Raw genomic sequence first — 306 nt, 5'->3', positions numbered from 1 at the left:
CGCCATCACCACACAATTCCTGTGCCGGGTGAGGAAGCTGCTACGTTGCTTCTGATGCCTGCATGGCAGGAAAAACACGGAGATGATGGCTTTATTGGTGTTAAGCTGGTTAATGTTTTTCCGGGCAATGCTAAAAAAGGATTGCCGGGGCTGACATCAAGCTATTTGTTATATGACAGCGGTACCGGTGCGCATCTCGCTACAATCGATGGTGGTACAATAACAAGCCGTCGCACAGTTGCAGTATCTGCTCTGGCGGCCTCTTTTCTTGCCCGGGAAGATGCGAATAAGCTTTTTGTTGTTGGC

General features: G+C 49.7%; 1 pseudogene. It reads left to right on the top strand.

The window, feature by feature from the left end:
- A pseudogene (locus HBA93_RS20280) lies at window positions 1-306 on the top strand (bifunctional Delta(1)-pyrroline-2-carboxylate/Delta(1)-piperideine-2-carboxylate reductase); the annotation flags it as partial.

Origin of the sequence: Ochrobactrum sp. SFR4, from assembly GCF_019730395.1 — a bacterium.
In the GTDB taxonomy this organism is placed as follows: domain Bacteria; phylum Pseudomonadota; class Alphaproteobacteria; order Rhizobiales; family Rhizobiaceae; genus Pseudochrobactrum.
The sequence above is the reverse complement of the archived record's forward strand: the minus strand, read 5'-3'. Positions and strand labels throughout refer to the sequence as shown.